This window comes from Rhizobium sp. K33, assembly GCF_056501445.1.
Window position 1 is genome coordinate 2546301 of sequence record NZ_CP096478.1, and the last position, 16998, is coordinate 2563298.

Below are 16998 nucleotides of genomic sequence, written 5' to 3' on the forward strand. Positions count from 1 at the left end.
CCGCGCTCAGTGATGGCCGCCTTCGAGATAGGCCGCACGGACCGACGGATCGGCCAGCAGCTCCTTACCCGAGCCACTCATCGTCACCTTGCCGTTGACCATGACATAGGCACGGTCGGAAAGCTTCAGTGCGGCGAAAGCGTTCTGCTCGACGAGGAACACGGTCAGGCCTTCTTCCTTGTTGAGCCGCTTGATCTGTTCGAAGATGCCCTTGACGATCAGCGGTGCCAGACCGAGCGACGGCTCGTCGAGAAGCAGGAGCTTCGGACGGGACATCAGCGCGCGGCCGATCGAGAGCATCTGCTGCTCGCCCCCGGACAGGGTACCGCCACGCTGGTTCTGACGCTCCTTCAGGCGCGGGAACATGGTGAAGATCTTCTCCACGTCCTCCTTGAAGAACTTCAGATCGTCGAGGCCCGCGCCCATCTGGAGGTTTTCCAGGACGGTCATGCGCGGGAAGATGCGGCGACCTTCCGGAGACTGCGCAATGCGACGGCGCGCGATCAGATGGGTCGGCAGCTTGGTGATGTCCTCACCATCGAAGATGACCTGACCGGCACGCGCCTGGGGGCTGCCGCAGATGGTCATCATCAGGGTCGACTTGCCGGCACCGTTGGCACCGATCAGCGAAACGATCTCACCCTTGTGCACTTCGACATCGACGCCCGCGAGCGCGCGGATGTTGCCGTAATAGGTCTCGACGCCGGAAACTTTGAGTATCGGTTGAGAGGACATCAGTGCTCTCCTCCCGCTACGGCTTCGACTTCGTGGATCGCTTCTTCCAATTCTTCATCCTCGACACCCAGATAGGCCGCGATGACCTTCGGGTCGTTCTTGACGTGATCAGGCGTGCCGTCGGAGATCTTCTGGCCATATTCCAGGACGACGACGTGATCGGAAATCTCCATGACGACGGACATGTCGTGCTCGATCAGCAGCAGCGAGGTGCCTTCATCGCGGATCGCGCGCAACAGTGTGTTGAGCGCCAGAGATTCCTTCGGATTGAGACCGGCGGCCGGTTCGTCCAGGCATAGCAGCTCGGGCCCCGTGCACATGGCGCGGCAGATCTCCAGACGACGCTGCGCGCCGTAGGAAAGATCACCCGCCGGATCGTCGGCACGCTCGATGAGGTCCGCCTTCTCGAGCCAGTAGCGCGCCTTCTCGATCGATTCCGACTCCGCCTTCTTGTAGGCCGGCAGACCAAGCAGGCCGAGCACGGTGTAGCCCGATGCCTTCATCAGGGCGTTGTGCTGCGCCACAAGAAGGTTCTCGAGAACCGTGAGGCCGGAGAAGAGACGGATGTTCTGGAACGTCCGCGCCACCTTGGCTTTCTTCGGGATCTCGAAGTCCGGCAGGCGCTCGAGAAGATAGGTGTCACCGGACTTCTGCGTCAGGCTGATCATGCCCATGGTCGGCCGATAGAAGCCGGTGATGCAGTTGAAGACCGTGGTCTTGCCGGCACCGTTCGGCCCGATCAGCGCGGTAATTTCGCCGCGCTTGGCTTCGAAGGACAGGTCGTTGATGGCCATGAGGCCACCAAAGCGCATCGACAGATGCTCGACTTTCAGGATCGTGTCATTGCTCATTGTCGTGTTCCCGGAGGCCATCAGCCGTGACCCTCCTTGGTGAAGCTGCCCGAGACGGCCTTGCGTTCCTTGAGGAAGGCCGTCGGCTCTCTGCTGCCGACGAAGCCGCGCGGCTTGAACAGCATGACCACGACCATGGCGAGGCCGAAGAGGATCATGCGGTACAGTTCCGGCGTGAAGTCGGGGCCGAAGATGACCTTGAGGAACTCCATCTCGCGCAGCGCTTCCGTACCGCCTATCATGACGATGGCTGCAACCGCGATCCCCGTCAGCGAACCCATGCCGCCGAGAACGACGATGGCAAGGATAACAGCCGATTCGAGGAAGACGAAGCTTTCCGGAGAGACGAAGCCCTGACGGGCGGCGAAGAAGGAGCCGGCAAAGCCGCCGAACATCGCACCGATCGCAAACGCGGTGAGCTTGGTCGTCACCGTGTTGATACCCAGCGAGCGGCAGGCGATCTCGTCTTCACGCAGCGCTTCCCACGCACGGCCGATCGGCATGCGGCGAAGCTTGATCGTGACATAGGCCGTCAGGCAGCACAGCGCCAGGATCACGTAGAAGAGGTAGATCTTGTAATAGGCCGACGACATCGGCAGGCCGAAGGTCTTGGCAAAGCCATCCGGCGATGCGTTGAACTCGAGGCCGAAGAAGGTGGCCTTCGGAATGCTCGAGATACCGAAGGTACCGCGGGTCACGTCCTGCCAGTTGATCAGCACCAGTCGGATGATTTCACCGAAGGCAAGCGTCACGATGGCGAGGTAGTCGCCGCGCAGACGCAGCACCGGGAAGCCGAGGATGATGCCCCAGAAGGCGGCAAGAATGCCGGCCAGCGGCAGCAGGATCCAGAAGGACAGGCCGAAGTTCTGGGCCAGCAGCGCGTAGGAATAGGCTCCGACCGCATAGAAGGCGACGTAGCCGAGATCGAGCAGACCGGCGAGACCGACGACGATGTTGAGGCCCCACGCAAGCATTACGTAGATCAGGATCTGGATGCCGAAGTTGTCGACATACTTGAGCGAGCCCTGAACACCCGTCAGCGCAACGATGACCGGCGGGTAGAGGATGAGCGCGACGAGCGCGATCTTGAGGAAATGCGCCTTGAAGAAAGACGGCTGGGCGTCGATCTCGTGCACGGGAACGGAAGCGGACTTCTTTTCACGGCGAGCCGCGAACCACGGCGCGATGAAGGCGACCATGGCGAAGCGACCGACGGCGGCGATCACGACGAAGGAGGCGAGCAGACCCGGACGCGTGTACCACACCAGCTCATTGGCCATGTTCTGATCGGTCTTGATGCCGATATAGAGGCAGAACAGGCCAAGAGCGATGATACCTGCGTACAACCCTTCCTTGAGGGCGCGCGCCATTGTGCCGGACGACGCGGCACCATTTACGTTTGCAGAAGTAGTCATGGGATCAAACCTTCTCGACTTCCGGACGTCCGAGGATGCCGGTGGGCTTGAAGATCAGCACGAATGCGAGGATGCCGAAGGTTGCGACGTCCTTGTAGGCGATGCTGAAATAGGCGGACCAGAGCGACTCGATCAGACCGATGAGCAGGCCACCGAGCACGGCGCCCGGCAGGGAGCCGATCCCGCCGAGAACGGCGGCGGTGAAGGCCTTGACGCCCGGAATGAAGCCGTCGTGGAACGAGGCAACACCGTAATACATCAGGTACATCGTGCCAGCGACAGCCGCGAGCGCCGCACCCATCACGAAGGTGATGGAAATCGTGCGGTCAACGTCGACGCCGAGCAGAGCCGCCATCTTGCGGTCCTGTTCCGTGGCGCGCTGGGCGCGGCCGAGCGGGGTCTTGTTGACGATATACCAGAAGGCCGCGAGCAGGACGACGGTCACGAGGACGATGATCACCTGCTTGAGCGCGATGGTGATGTTGCCGAAATGCACGACGTCGCTGACCAGCGGCGGGATCGGCTTGTTGCGCGGACCCTGCGAGATCTGGATGAAGTTGGACAGAACGATCGACATGCCGATCGCAGTGATCAGCGGCGCAAGGCGGAACGAACCGCGCAGCGGCCGATAGGCAACCCGTTCGATGACCCAGTTCCACAGGCTGGTCATCAGCATCGCGACGATCAACATCACAAACAGCGCGATCGCCACGGGAACGCCAGCGAAGAAGGATGTCAGGACCAGGAAGGCGATGAGAGCGGCAAAGCCGCCAAGCATGAAGATGTCACCATGGGCAAAGTTGATCATGCCGATGATGCCGTAAACCATCGTATAGCCAATAGCGATAAGGCCATAGATGGAACCAAGAGTCAGCCCGTTGATGAGCTGCTGGGCAAAGTACTCCATATATTATCCCCCGGACGCGCCTTACTGTTGCGTCTCATTTTGTTATCCCTTGCGGGCATAGGCGTCGGGGGATTCCATATCGCTTTGTCCGAAAATGTGAAGCCAAAAAGGCATGCATCAGACAAAATGTTACTGTTAACAGGTGGTTTGAGCCGGGAAATGACAGGTCACACAAAAAAGCAGCAGAAAAAGCTTAGGAAATCAGCAGGTCGCGTGAGGCGACCTGCTCTTCATGTGCCGGAACTAATGCAAGCCCACTTTTGCCGAAAACGGTTCAGTTTCTCATTCGCGACCCGTTGGCGTCAAAAAGCGACTGAGGCTGCAGGCGAGCCGGCAGGATTTCCCCAAGAATTTCCACTTCCCAGCCCTCGATTTCGTCCGCGATCTCCTTTGGAACATAGCCGATGGCGACCGATACGCCGCTCGGATGGGCAAAGCCGCCCGAGGTCACCCAGCCGCGCACCTCGCCCTTGTAGGAGATCGGCTCGTCGCCGATGACATCGGCATCCTTGGCATCGACGATGAAGGTGCGCAGGCGGAGCGCGCCGCCGGACAGCTTCTCCTCCATCGCCGCCTGCTTGCCGATGAAGCTCGCTTCTTTCTTCAGCGCAACGAAACGGGACAGGCCGGCCTCGAGCGGCCCGTAAAGCGGGCGGTATTCCCGCGACCAGCTGCCGAAGCTCTTTTCGAGCCGGAGTGCATTGAGCGCACGCAGACCGAAGAGCGAGATACCGAACTCGGCCCCAGCCTCCATCAGCGCCTCGAAGACGTAGCGCTGGTATTCCGGCCGCATCCAGATCTCGTAGCCGAGGTCGCCGGTATAGCTGACGCGACCCAGCATCACCGGTGCCATGCCGAGATCCATCTCGCGGATCGCCATGAAGGGCAGCGCCGCATCCGAGACATCGAGATGGGTGAGCTTGGCCAGAACGTCGCGTGACTTCGGCCCCGCAATCGAGAGGCCGACCAGGCTGAGGTTCAGCGCCTCGACATCGACGGAGCCGTCTTCCGGCAAATGGCTCTCGAACCAGCGCATGTGATAGTCTTCGGCGATGCCGGAGCCGATCACGAGGAAATCCTCATCGTCGAGGTTGGCAACCGTGAAATCGCCGATCAGCTTGCCGGCCTCGTTCAGCATCGGCGCCAGCGCCATACGGCCAACCTCCGGCAGCTTGCAGGCGAGCATGTGGTCCAGCCAGTCGCGCGCGCCCTCCCCGCTCACCATATACTTGGCAAATCCGGAGGTCTCCATCAGGCCGACGCTCTCGCGCACAGCCTTGGCCTCGCGGCCGACCGCTTCGAAGTCGGTCGAACGGCGCCAGGAGAACTTGTCCTCGACACCCTCAGGCGCAAACCAGAGCGGCGTCTCCAGACCATAGGAGGCCCCGAAGACAGCACCGGCTTCCTTCAGCTTGTCATAGATCGGCGTCGTCAGCAGCGGACGGGCTGCCGGCAGTTCCTCGTTCGGATAACGGATCGAGAAGCGGCGGGAATAGTTCTCGCGCACCTTGGCATTGGTATAGGCGAGCGTCGCATAATCGCCGTAGCGGCAGACATCCATGGCAAAGACATCGAAGCCCGGATCGCCTTCGATGATCCACTGGGCAAGCGCGAGCCCCACGCCACCGCCCTGGGAGAAGCCGGCCATGACCGCGCAGGCAGACCAGAAGTTCGTCATGCCGCGCACCGGACCGACCAGCGGGTTACCATCCGGCGAGAAGGTGAAGGGGCCGTTGATGATCTTCTTGATGCCGGCGTTGTTGAAGGCGGGGAAATGGCGGAAGCCGATTTCCAGCTCGTTGGTGATGCGCTCCAGGTCTTCCGCCAGAAGCTCATGGCCGAAGGTCCAGGGCGTCTCGATCGGCGACCACGGACGGCAGTCCTTTTCATAGGTGCCCATCAGCATGCCGTTGCGCTCCTGGCGGATATAGATCTCGCCATCGAAGTCGACGCAGTGCATCAGCTCCTTGCCGGTGGTCTTGTTGAACTCGATCACCTCGGGCATGTCCTCGGTGATGAGATACATATGCTCCATGGCCAGCACCGGCAGTTCCAGTCCGACCATGCGGCCGACTTCGCGCGCCCAGAGACCGGCGGCATTCACCACATGCTCGGCGCGGATTTCGCCCTTGTTGGTGATGACACGCCAGGTGCCGTCTTCGAGCTGCACCAGATCCTCGACCTTGGTGTGCAGATAGATTTCCGCACCGTTCTTCTTCGCCGACTTGGCATAGGCATGGGTGGTGCCGTAAGGGTCGAGATGCCCTTCATGCGGATCGAAGACCGCACCGACGAACTGCTTGGGATTAAGCAGCGGCATCATCTCATAGGCTTCCTGCGCGGAAATCAGCGTCGCCTCGCCGCCGGCATATTTGCCCTTGGCAAGCAACGACTTCATCCAGTCGAAGCGTTCCTTGGTGGCGGCGAGCATCAGGCCCGAGGTCATGTGCAGGCCGATATCCTGGCCGGAATATTCCTCGATCTCCTTGTAGAGCTCGACCGTGTATTTCTGCAGCTTGGCGACGTTCGGGTCACCGTTGATCGTGTGCATGCCGCCGGCCGCGTGCCAGGTGGAGCCGGAGGTCAGCTCGGAGCGCTCGAGCAGCACCACATCGGTCCAGCCGAACTTGGTCAGATGGTACAGGACCGAACACCCGACGACACCCCCGCCGATGACGACGACACGCGCATGGCTCTTCATGGAAAAACGCTCCCCTTGGCAGCAAAGATTGATGTCGCAAAGCTAGATCGCGCGCATGAAAGCCAGAAGACCATGCTGCGACGAAAGATGTCGCATGGATGACAGGCAATGTTCTCAGCGCGGCGGCCCTGTCCGGGCAATGTGTCAACCTAACACGACAAGTCCACCTAATTTTAAGGGTTCGGTAAGTTAGCAGATATAATCATCTGCGGGCGGCAATGAACTCCTGGCCGCGTTTTAGAACCCAGAGATGCGTATGTCCTTTTTCGCCTTTGGCAGCGATGCCCGGTCCATTCTCGACGCCCTCGAAAAATCCCAAGCCATCATCGAATTCGACCTCGAAGGCCGCATTCTTCACGCCAACCAGAACTTCCTGAAGGCGCTCGGTTATCAGCTGAACGATATCGTCGGCCAGCATCACCGCATGTTCGTGACCGCAACCGAAGCTGCCTCCGCCGACTACAAGCAGTTCTGGCGCAACCTCGCCGCCGGCAATTTTGGCCAGGGACAATACAAGCGCGTGGCCAAGGGCGGCCGCGAAATCTGGATCGAGGCGACGTATAATCCTGTGCTGAAGGGTGGTCGCCCGCACAAGGTCGTCAAGTTCGCCACCGACATCACCGCCATGAAGCTGAAGTCGCTCGATGCTGAAGGCAAGCTGGCAGCGCTCGATCGCGCCCAGGCCATCATCGAGTTTACCCCGACGGGCGAAATCCTGCACGCCAACGAGAATTTCCTCGGCGCCATGGGCTACAGCCTGTCGGAGATCGTCGGGCGCCATCACTCCATTTTCTGCGACAAGGATTACGCGGCCTCGATCGAGTATCGCGACTTTTGGAAGGGCCTTGGTGAAGGCCGGTTTGTCGCCGACCAGTTCACCCGCTTCGGCAAGGGTGGCAAGCGGATCAACATCCAGGCTTCCTACAATCCGATCATGGACACCGACGGCAAGGTGCTGAAGGTCGTGAAGTTCGCGACCGACGTCACCGAGCGCATCCGGGTGATCGAGGAACTCGGCGCCGGCCTCGGCCGCCTCGCCGACAGCAATATCCGCATGACGCTCGACCAGCCCTTCAGCGCCGAATTCGAGCCGCTTCGCCGCGACTTCAACGCCTCGATCGGCGCCTTCCAGCAGACGCTCTCGGGCGTGCTCGACCAGACCTATGAACTCGCGCGCAACGGCAGCTCGATGAGACATTCGGCCGAGGAACTGTCCGGCCGCACCCATCAGCAGGTCGCCGCCCTCGAGCAGACGGCAGCGGCCCTCTCCGAAGCGACGAACAAGCTGAGGACGGCAACCGAGCGCACCCGGGAAACCCGCAAGATCGCGATGGAAGCCCGCACGGCTGCCACATCCTCTGTGGCCGTGGTGAAGGATACCGTCAGCGCCATGGAGCGCATCGAGGGCGCCTCGAACGAGATCGGCAAGATCATCGGCGTGATCGATGAGATCGCCTTCCAGACCAATCTGCTCGCACTCAATGCCGGGGTCGAGGCCGCCCGCGCGGGCGAAGCCGGCAAGGGTTTTGCCGTCGTCGCGCAGGAAGTGCGTGAACTCGCCCAGCGATCGGCGAATGCCGCCAAGGAAATCAAGGCCCTGGTCAACACCTCTGCAACCGAGGTGCAGGAGGGTGTCCGCCTCGTCGGCGAGACCGGGCGCGTTCTCCAGGAGATCGAGAAGTTCGTGTCCGATATCGATCAGAATGTCGACCGCATCGCACGATCGGCAGCGGAAGAAACTGCCGCTCTCGAGGCGATCAACGGCGCTGTCAGCGAGGTCGACGACATGACCAAGGCCAACGCGGCCATGGTGACGCAATCGACCGAGATCAGCCGAGCCGTATCGGACGGGGCAAGTGTGCTCGCCGACCTCGTGAAGCGCTTCAAGCTGAACCGCCGCAGCGAGATCCGGGAAGGCGGCAAGGACGTCTGGACACCGGCCGAGCGTGCTGCCCGTCTCGGACAGCCCGCCTATCGCGCGGCCTCCTGACACTGGATCGCAGATCCTGCGCACCGGAGAACGCCTCCGTTGAAACTCCAGATCGCCCGCGCTTCCCAGTGCGGGCGGTTCTCATCTCCCCTGCCCGCGGCTCAGCGCGCCGACGAGCTCCGGACAATCAGATCCATCACCAGCGGCACCCGCCCGCTCAATTCCTCCTCCAGGGCTTTGCGGGACAGGTTAAGCATCAGCGCGCGCAGATGGATGGAGCCGAGCAGCGTCGAGACGAGCATGTCGGCGAAAGCCTTGTTATCGAGGCCACGCGGCAGGCGAAGTGACGGATCGCTGGCCAGAGCCTGAGCAACATGGCTCATCGTCTTCTCGACGCAATCCCGGTAGAAGCGCTGCGCAAGCTCCGGATATTTTATCGACTCCGCGATCACCAACCGTGTCAGCGTGATCTGGCGGGGCGAGAGGATCGCTGCAGCGACATCCTCCAGTAGCCGGACCAGACGCGCCTCCGGCTGCTCTTCACCCGTCGCAGCGCGGCTGTCGATGACAGCCACATCATGGCTATCGACCAGCGCTCCGAAGAGCGAGGCCTTGTCCGGGAAGAACTTGTAAACCGTCTTCTTAGCCATGCCGCAGGCGCGCGCCACCTCTTCCATCGTTGCATCGCCATAACCGAGACTGTCGAAAACAGCCTCCGCTGCTTGCAATATCAAGGCCTTGCGGTCGTCGTCCGCGAGGCTTGGGGGCCGTCCCACCGTTGCTGAAGCCGTCGTCATGCCTGCCATCCCACAAGATTCCGGTTGACAATAAGAAACGATTTCGTTTCCTATCTCCCCAAGGAAACGATATCGTTTCCAATTCCACGTTTCAACCCCCGCCGCCGAAGAGACAAAGACCATGCAGAACAAGAACACCGCACTTGCCATCGCGCTGGGGGCCGTCTGTGCTCTTGGCCCCTTTGCGACCGACATGTATGTAGCCGCCATGCCCCGCATGGCAAAGGACCTCGCCACAACGGATGCTAACATCCAGCTGAGCATGATGACCTATTTCACCGGCTTCACGCTCGGCCAGCTGTTCTACGGTCCTCTCTCCGACAAGACCGGTCGCAAGCCGATGATCTATCTGGCGCTGGTGATCTTCGTTCTCGCCTCAATCGGATGCGTGCTCTCCACCGGCGCCACGGGGCTCCTCGTCTTCCGCTTCCTGCAGGGCATCGGCGGCTCAATCGGCATGGTCATCGCCACCGCCTCGATCCGTGACGTGCATACCGGACAGGCTGCCGCCCGTCTGATGTCCATGGTCGTGCTTGTGCTCGGCATCGCCCCGGTACTGGCGCCCCTGCTCGGCAGCCTCGTGCTGCAGATGGGCGATTGGCGGCTGATCTTCGCGCTCCTCGGTGCGCTTGGCGTGGTTGTCGCCGTCATCACCATCACCATGCTGCCGGAAACCCGTATGCCCGAACTGCGCGCCATGAGCCGCCCGGGCGACGCCCTGCACTGGTATGGTCGCCTGCTCTTCACCCGCAGCTTCATTCCCTATGCCGGCGCACTCGCGCTCGCCCAGGGCGGCTTTTTCGCCTATATCGCCGGCTCGTCCTTCGTGCTGATCAATGTCTATGGCCTCTCGCCCCTCGCCTATTCGGTCATCTTCAGCCTGAACGCAATCGGCATCGGCATGGGCGCGCAGCTTGCCCCCCGCCTTGCGGAACGGATCGGCGTGCGTGGCGTGGTCAAGCTGAGCGCGACCATCTACGCGGCCGCCGGCCTCATTCTGCTCGGCCTGCAGCTGGCCGGCATCGCCTCGCTGGTCCCGGTCTGCATTCTGCTTTTCATCATGGTCATGGGGGTCGGCGGCATCATGCCAACCTGCAACATCCTCGCCATGGAATCCCATGGCGCGATCTCGGGCACGGCAGCGGCCCTAATGGGTGCACTCGGCTTCGGCGCTGGCGCGCTCGGCAGCTTCGCCATCGGCGTGCTCGATGATGGGACAGCCCTTCCCATGATTGGCGTCATGGCCGCGTGCGCCGTAGCAACAGCCGCAATCGCCATTTTCACCTTCGGACCTTCAACGGTCACCAAAACAGCCGCCGCCTGACACGACCTCCGAAACGCATCAGCCGCCGGTCAGAAACCGGCGGCTGATGCTTTTTCGTTTGTAATTGTGGATGGCCTACATCCGCCGCAGCGTGAACTCCGTCAGCTCCGCCGGCACACCGATCCGAAGCGCAAAGCCCGGCCAGAGCCCTGTACCATTGTTCACATAGAGCTGCATCTGACCAACCTCATAGAAGCCCGAAACGAAACCGTTATTAGCGCGGGCGACGATCTGGTCCAGCCCGCGCACCATGCCACCATGGGTATGACCGGACAGCTGGAGGGCAACACCGTGGCTCGCCGCCCGCTCGGCCAGCCGCGGCTGGTGATCGAGAAGGATGACGGGCGCATCGGCAGGGGCACCTTCAAGCGCCTTGCCGAGATCAGGCTCGACCGCCCCGGTAAACCGCGCCGAAAGATCGGTCACACCCGCAATGACCAGCTTGCCCTCCCCGCGCTCGATCACCGCATGCTCATTCGCGAGGATCCGCATGTTGAGCGACGGCAAATGGTCAAGCCAGCGATCCACCTCGAAGAAATACTCGTGATTGCCGGGCACGGTCAGTACCCCATCCCGCGCGCTAAGGCCCGCCAGCGGCGCGATATCCTCCCGCCGGATATCGAGACTGCCGTCGATCAGGTCGCCTGTGATGACGATGAGATCGGCATCGAGCGCGTTGGTCTTTTCAACGACAGCACTCGCCCATCGGCCGGTAAACAGCCGGCTGATATGCATGTCTGTCAACTGCACCATCCGGTAGCCGTCGAGATCGGGTGAGAGGCTGGGGATGCTGACCTCGATCCGCTTCACCGGCGGCACCCGGATCGCCTGGCTGATGCCGAAGCTCGCGAGCGCAAGCGCCGCAATCCCCATGCCATAGCGCACCTCCGGGGGCACGGCCGGGAAGGACCAGGTGACGGCGAAAATCAGGATGCTGATGATATCGAGGACCACCTGCATCGCGGCCAGGAGCACGATCGCCCCGAAGAACAGGTTGAAGCCGATCACCAGCGGCCGCGGAAATTCCGGCGCAAAGACCGATCCGGAGGTGAAGCGGCTGAACAGGTGATATTGCGAGGCAAACAGCAGGAAGACTGCCAGCAGCAGCCTCACCCACCACGGCCACGGCAAGGGGGCGATGAAACGGGACGCCACGATGAGCCATGGCAGCGAAAACATAAGATGAAACATGAGGGTGGCGGGATCCTTTCTGCCTGAAACGCAGAAACAGCGCAGGCAGTTCACCCGAACATAGGAAGGGTCAGCCCCTCACGCAAACCCCGCCGTCAGCGCAAACTCCCGCCCCATCTCGCGCATCTCGTCGAAGAGGAAGCCCGCAAAGCTGCGCATCACGATGATCTCGAACGCATCCTGCCCTGTGCGCGCGAGGTTCGCAGCGACGTGGCAGATCTGGCAATTGGCCGACTGGCCGATCTCGAAGAGATCGGGATGCAGGTCAATCGCGGTGCATTTGGCAAGGATCGACCGGATCTTTGGCCCGTGGATGCGCAGCACCACGCGCCCGTCGCTCTGGTCGACGAAGGCGGCGCGGGCGCTGCCGAGGTCAGACAGCTGCCGCGCGATCGTATCAGCGGCAACGGTCTCGCTGACGACGAGCCATTCGCCCGGTCCGCAGAAACGGACATGCACGTCTTCGAGATTGGTCAGCGCCTCGTCGATATCGGCCTCGTGGCCCGGATGGGCGAGCACCGAAAACACGGAGACGGCCCGGAGGATGGCGAGATGATGAGGGTTCGGCGTCGCCTCGAAACCGGAAATGTGGTCCTCGAGCACGTGACGGGCGGCATAGGTCACCGGCATGGCAGGATCCTCACAGGTTCAGTTTCTTGTTGTCGGGATCATAGAAGACGGGGCTGACGACTTCCGCCAACACTTCCGAACCGCGCAAGCCGTCCCAGACGACGATCTTCTCGCCCAGCCGCTCGCGGCCGGATTTGAGGAAGGCAAGCCCGATCGTATGCCCGAGCGTCGGCGAGTGGCAGACAGAGGACACCCAGCCCTGGTCGTTCAGCGTCGACGGCTTGATGTTTTCCTTCAGAAGATGCGCACCGGCAGCGAAACTCTTGTCCCGATCCACGGGCTTCAGGCCGACGAGTTGCGGACGATCGGCGGCGGTCAGGCCGAAGCGGCTCGACAGCCGCTTGCCGATGAAGTCGGGCTTCTGAGTCGAGAACATCTTGCCGAGGCCAACATCGTCGGGCGTCGTGCGCCCATCGATTTCGCTGTGGGTGATGAAGCCCTTTTCGATGCGCAGCACGTTCAGCGCCTCGACGCCGTAAGCGCAGATGCCATGCGGCTTGCCGGCCGCCATGATCGCATCGGCGATCGCTTCGCCATAATTGGCGGGCACTGCCACTTCAAAAGCGAGTTCGCCGGAGAAGGAGATGCGGAAGAGCCGCGCCTTCAAGCCCCCCTTGAGCAGCACCTCGCGGGCCGAGAGGAAGGGGAAGGCTTCGTCGGAGATATCGTCCTCGATGATCTGTTCGAGAATGATCCTAGCCTTCGGACCGGCAACCGACATCTGCGCCCACTGATCGCTGGAGGAGACGAAGCGCACATCGAGATCCGGCCAGAGAACCTGGGAGCAGAATTCCAGATGCGACATCACCTCGCCGGCATAGGCCGTCGTCGTGGTCATGAAGAAATGTTCGTCGGACAGTCGGCTCGTCGTGCCGTCGTCGTAGATCATCCCGTCTTCGCGCAGCATCAGGCCATAGCGCGCCTTGCCGACCGGCAGCTTGAGGAAGGCATTGGAATAGACGCGGTTCAGGAATTCCGCCGCATCCTTGCCGAAGATCTCAATCTTGCCGAGGGTCGAGACATCGCAGATGCCGGCATTGGCACGGATGTTCAGGACTTCTCGGTCGACGGCTTCGCGCCAGGTCTTTTCGCCATCGCGCGGGAACCAGGAGGAGCGATACCAGAGGCCGGATTCGACGAAGACGGCGCCGTTTTTCTTCGCCCAGCCATGCAGCGGCGAGGTGCGCACGGGCCGCGAATGTTCACCGCGTGAGGTGCCCGCCATCGCCCCGAAGGAGACGGGCGTGTAGAAGGGCCGGAAGGTCGTGGTGCCGATCTCGGCAGGCGACACGCCACGCATGCCGGCCATGATGCCGGTCGTCGCGACATTGCCGAGCTTGCCCTGATCGGTTGCCATGCCGCCGGTCGTATAGCGCTTGGTGTGCTCGACATGACCCATGGCCTCGCGCTGGGCAAGGCTTAAGTCCTTCACATGCACATCGTTCTGGAAGTCGACGAAGGCCTTCGACTTGGCGCCCGGCACATACCAGAGCGGCGCAAAGCTCGCATCATATTCGCCCTCGACTTGCGGCACGTCGACGTTGCCGACGAGACGCCGGAGATCACCGATCGCCTCATGGGCCTTGTCCGCACCATCGCGCAACACAGCGGCAAGCGAGGCATGGCCGGCAGCCGAGCCTGCGATCCGCAGCCCCTGCCCCACATCGGGCGCGAGAAAGGCCTGGTGCTCGTCAGACCAGGTGGGCTTGGCGCCGCGCTGACAGGCGAGATGCACGATCGGGCTATAGCCGCCGCTCATGGACAGCGCATCGCAGGCGATCTCCTCCTGATGGCCCATGCGTTCGGCGATCAGCCCCTTGATCCGGTAATACCCCTTGGTGTCGATGACGGAGCCACCACGGATGACCCTTACGCCTGATGGCGCAACATCAGCCGACTGTGTCCGCCCGTCGATGATGGCAGCGACACCCACACCGGCAGCGATGAGGTCCGCCGCCGTGCGATACCCCGCACCGCCATTGGTGAAGATGGCGACGTTCTGGCCGGCGGCCACGCCATAGCGATTGAGATAGGTCCTGACAGCGCCCGAGGTCATCACACCCGGCTTGTCATTTCCGCCGAAGACCAGCGGCCGCTCTTCTGCACCCGAAGCGAGGATCGCCCGCTTGGCGACGATGCGCCAGACGCGTTCGACCGGCAGCTCGCCCGAGGGTTGGGCGACATGCTTCTGCACCTTTTCGACGGCGCCGAAGACATTGTCGTCGTACCAGCCGAACACGGTGGTGCGCGGCATCAGCGTGACGTTCGAAAGGCTCTTCAACTCCTCGACGACGGAGGCAGCATAGTCTGCCGCAGGCACGCCGCCGACGGTGACACGCTCGGACAGCAGCGAACCACCCAGCCGGAAGCCTTCATCCGCCAGAATAACGCGCAGCCCGGCCCGCGCCGCAGCCCGCGCTGCCATCAGGCCGGCGGGGCCGGCCCCGATCACCAGAAGGTCGCAATGCGCCCAGGCTTTTTCGTAGCGGTCCGGATCGGCGATGAACGGCGTCTTGCCGAGGCCCGCGGCTTTCCGGATGATCGGCTCATAGAGCTTTTCCCAGAAGGCCTTCGGCCACATGAAGGTCTTGTAGTAAAAGCCTGCCGAGAGAAATGGCGACAACAGGCTGTTGACCGCGCCGATGTCGTATTTCAGCGACGGCCAGCGGTTCTGGCTATTGGCCTCGAGCCCCTGATAGAGCTCGGCCACGGTCGCCCGTGTATTCGGCTCGGTGCGCCCATCCTTGCCGATGGTGACCAGTGCATTCGGCTCCGCCGAACCGGCCGTCACGATGCCGCGCGGGCGGTGATACTTGAAGGAGCGGCCGACCAGCAGCTGGTCGTTGGCGATCAGCGCCGAGGCCAGCGTATCGCCCTCATAACCCGTATAGGTCTGGCCATCGAAGGTGAAGGAAAGCGTGCGGGCGCGGTTGACAAGCCCGCCTGAGGAAAGCCGGTAACCACTCATCGTGCGGCCTCCTTCGCGTATTCGCTCGCATCGGTCACACTATAGACCTCATGGCTCGATGCGTTGTCGCGCTCGACCACCAGCCAGCGCCGGCAGCCGGCCGTGTGATGCCAGTGCTCGATGATCCGGCCCTTCGGATTGTCACGGATGAAGACATAGGCGTTCCAGGCATCGTCGGACGCACCCGGAGCCGGGCGGACCGGGCTCGCGTCACCGCGAATGCTGAATTCTTCCTTGGGACGGACGCCGCAATGCGGACAGGTAATCAGGCTGGCCATGGCGATGTCTCAATGCAGGTTCGGTTGTGGACCCTTGCCGCCTTCGTCGACGGCAAAGCCGCGCTCGAAGCGGTCGAGGCGCAACAGGCGGGCCACGGGATGGGGTTCGTTCTTGGCAATCAGATGGGCGAAGCAGAAGCCGGATGCCGGTGTTGCCTTGAAGCCCCCGTAACACCAGCCACAATTCAGATAGAGATTGTCGATCGGCGTACGGTCGATGATCGGCGAGCCATCCATCGACATGTCCATGGCGCCACCCCAGGCGCGCAGCACGCGAACCCGGGACAGGCCAGGGATCAGCGACACGCCCTCCTCGATCGTATGCTCGACGGTCGCGAGATTACCGCGCTGGGCATAGGAGGAATAGTAGTCGATGTCGGCGCCGAAGACCAAACCGCCCTTGTCGGACTGCGAGATATAGAAGTGCCCCGCGCCATAGGTAATGACATTGTCGATCACGGGCTTGATGCCTTCCGAGACAAAGGCCTGCAGCACATGCGTCTCGATCGGCAGATCGAGCCCCGCCATCTTGCCGGTGACCGACGTGTGGCCGGCCGTCGCCAGCGCCAGCTTGTTGCAGCCGATGAAGCCCTTCGTCGTCTCGACGCCGGTCACCTGGCCGAGTTCGTCGCGGCGGATGCCGGTGACTTCGCAATGCTGGATGAGATCGACACCGCGCTCGTCGGCACCGCGCCCGTAGCCCCAGGCAACCGCGTCATGACGGGCCGTGCCGCCGCGCCGTTGCAGCAAACCACCCATGATCGGGAAGCGCGCATGATCGAAGTTGAGATAGGGCATCATCTGGCGCACCTGCTCGCGGTCGAGCAGCTCAGCCTTCACCCCATGCATCATCATCGCATTGCCGCGCCGCGCATAGGCATCGCGCTGGCCGTCAGAATGGAAGAGATTGACGATGCCGCGCTGGGAAACCATGGCATTGTAGTTGAAGTCCTGCTCCAGGCCTTCCCAGAGCTGCATGGAAAGTTCGTAGAAGGGCTCGTTGCCCTCCAGCATGTAGTTCGAGCGGATGATCGTGGTGTTGCGCCCGACATTGCCGCCACCGAGATAACCCTTCTCGATCACCGCGACATTGGTGATGCCGAATTCTTTGGCGAGGTAATAGGCAGTGGAAAGACCATGCCCGCCGCCCCCGACGATGATGACGTCGTAATGCGGTTTCGGCTGCGGCTCGCGCCACATCGGCGCCCAGTTCCGGTTGCCGGAAAGCGCCTGGCGGAAGATCGAAAGGGCGGAATAACGCATCGAACAAC

General features: G+C 62.1%; 13 protein-coding genes. 2 read left to right on the top strand and 11 right to left on the bottom strand.

Annotated features, from left to right (window positions below):
• Nucleotides 1-6: 6 nt before the first annotated feature.
• From M1E12_RS12510 to M1E12_RS12530, 5 genes are all read right to left on the bottom strand, one after another.
• Nucleotides 7-735: an ABC transporter ATP-binding protein gene (locus M1E12_RS12510; RefSeq protein ID WP_136538253.1), complete on the bottom strand. Its 729-nt coding sequence runs from the start codon at nucleotides 733-735 to the stop codon at nucleotides 7-9.
• Nucleotides 735-1607 (bottom strand): ABC transporter ATP-binding protein, encoded by an 873-nt coding sequence (locus M1E12_RS12515; RefSeq protein WP_479562026.1) that lies wholly within the window; start codon nucleotides 1605-1607, stop codon nucleotides 735-737. Before M1E12_RS12515 ends, M1E12_RS12510 begins: the two co-directional genes overlap by 1 nt.
• The gene (gene livM, locus M1E12_RS12520; RefSeq protein WP_479564877.1) at nucleotides 1607-2956 is read right to left on the bottom strand and encodes a high-affinity branched-chain amino acid ABC transporter permease LivM; all 1350 of its coding nucleotides are present in this window, start codon (nucleotides 2954-2956) and stop codon (nucleotides 1607-1609) included. Before livM ends, M1E12_RS12515 begins: the two co-directional genes overlap by 1 nt.
• Before the next feature lie 49 nt (nucleotides 2957-3005).
• Nucleotides 3006-3908 (bottom strand): branched-chain amino acid ABC transporter permease, encoded by a 903-nt coding sequence (locus M1E12_RS12525; RefSeq protein WP_113458422.1) that lies wholly within the window; start codon nucleotides 3906-3908, stop codon nucleotides 3006-3008.
• 274 nt (nucleotides 3909-4182) lie between these two features.
• Nucleotides 4183-6609: a GcvT family protein gene (locus M1E12_RS12530; RefSeq protein ID WP_479562027.1), complete on the bottom strand. Its 2427-nt coding sequence runs from the start codon at nucleotides 6607-6609 to the stop codon at nucleotides 4183-4185.
• Nucleotides 6610-6865: 256 nt separating this feature from the next.
• Between M1E12_RS12530 and M1E12_RS12535 the strand changes: the two genes are divergently transcribed.
• Nucleotides 6866-8599: a methyl-accepting chemotaxis protein gene (locus M1E12_RS12535; protein ID WP_479564878.1), complete on the top strand. Its 1734-nt coding sequence runs from the start codon at nucleotides 6866-6868 to the stop codon at nucleotides 8597-8599.
• A 101-nt stretch (nucleotides 8600-8700) separates the two neighbouring features.
• Here the strand turns inward: M1E12_RS12535 and M1E12_RS12540 are convergent, their stop codons facing one another.
• Entirely contained in the window at nucleotides 8701-9336 is a 636-nt protein-coding gene (locus tag M1E12_RS12540; protein ID WP_479562028.1) for a TetR/AcrR family transcriptional regulator, read from the bottom strand.
• A gap of 121 nt (nucleotides 9337-9457) precedes the next feature.
• On the opposite strand from M1E12_RS12540, the gene M1E12_RS12545 reads away from it, so the two are divergent.
• Nucleotides 9458-10660 carry a multidrug effflux MFS transporter gene (locus M1E12_RS12545; RefSeq protein ID WP_479562029.1) on the top strand — a complete coding sequence of 401 codons (1203 nt, stop codon included), beginning with the start codon at nucleotides 9458-9460 and terminating at the stop codon, nucleotides 10658-10660.
• A 75-nt stretch (nucleotides 10661-10735) separates the two neighbouring features.
• Here M1E12_RS12545 and M1E12_RS12550 read toward each other — a convergent pair whose 3' ends face one another.
• The 5 genes from M1E12_RS12550 to M1E12_RS12570 all read right to left on the bottom strand — a co-directional run bounded on the left by M1E12_RS12550 (nucleotide 10736) and on the right by M1E12_RS12570 (nucleotide 16990).
• Nucleotides 10736-11851 carry a metallophosphoesterase gene (locus tag M1E12_RS12550; protein ID WP_479562030.1) on the bottom strand — a complete coding sequence of 372 codons (1116 nt, stop codon included), beginning with the start codon at nucleotides 11849-11851 and terminating at the stop codon, nucleotides 10736-10738.
• 78 nt (nucleotides 11852-11929) lie between these two features.
• Nucleotides 11930-12481, bottom strand: coding sequence for a sarcosine oxidase subunit gamma (locus M1E12_RS12555; protein ID WP_479562031.1), 552 nt, complete (start codon nucleotides 12479-12481; stop codon nucleotides 11930-11932).
• Between the two features lie 10 nt (nucleotides 12482-12491).
• Nucleotides 12492-15449, bottom strand: a complete 2958-nt coding sequence (locus tag M1E12_RS12560) for a sarcosine oxidase subunit alpha family protein (protein ID WP_479562032.1) — start codon at nucleotides 15447-15449, stop codon at nucleotides 12492-12494.
• Entirely contained in the window at nucleotides 15446-15727 is a 282-nt protein-coding gene (locus tag M1E12_RS12565; RefSeq protein WP_479562033.1) for a sarcosine oxidase subunit delta, read from the bottom strand. Before M1E12_RS12565 ends, M1E12_RS12560 begins: the two co-directional genes overlap by 4 nt.
• A 9-nt stretch (nucleotides 15728-15736) precedes the next feature.
• On the bottom strand, nucleotides 15737-16990 hold the full coding sequence (locus M1E12_RS12570) for a sarcosine oxidase subunit beta family protein (RefSeq protein ID WP_310241674.1): 1254 nt from the start codon (nucleotides 16988-16990) through the stop codon (nucleotides 15737-15739).
• Between the last annotated feature and the right edge of the window lie 8 nt (nucleotides 16991-16998).